Source organism: Sporosarcina sp. 6E9, from assembly GCF_017921835.1.
In the GTDB taxonomy this organism is placed as follows: Bacteria; Bacillota; Bacilli; order Bacillales_A; family Planococcaceae; genus Sporosarcina.
Genome location: NZ_JAGEMN010000048.1, coordinates 1 through 237, shown reverse-complemented (window position 1 = coordinate 237; position 237 = coordinate 1). Strand labels below are relative to the sequence as shown.

At 48.1% G+C, this 237-nt stretch carries 1 rRNA gene; it reads left to right on the top strand.

The features are described from left to right. Window positions 1-30 precede the first annotated feature (30 nt). Window positions 31-237 (top strand): 16S ribosomal RNA (locus J4G36_RS18380); the annotation flags it as partial.

The window sequence follows — 237 nt, the reverse complement described above, 5'->3', positions numbered from 1 at the left end:
AAATGAAACTCGAGCTATTCAAGTTTCTCTATTATGGAGAGTTTGATCCTGGCTCAGGACGAACGCTGGCGGCATGCCTAATACATGCAAGTCGAGCGAATGTTTTAAGAAGCTTGCTTCTTAAAACGTTAGCGGCGGATGGGTGAGTAACACGTGGGCAACCTGCCCTGCAGATGGGGATAACTCCGGGAAACCGGGGCTAATACCGAATAATCAGTTTGTCCGCATGGACAAACT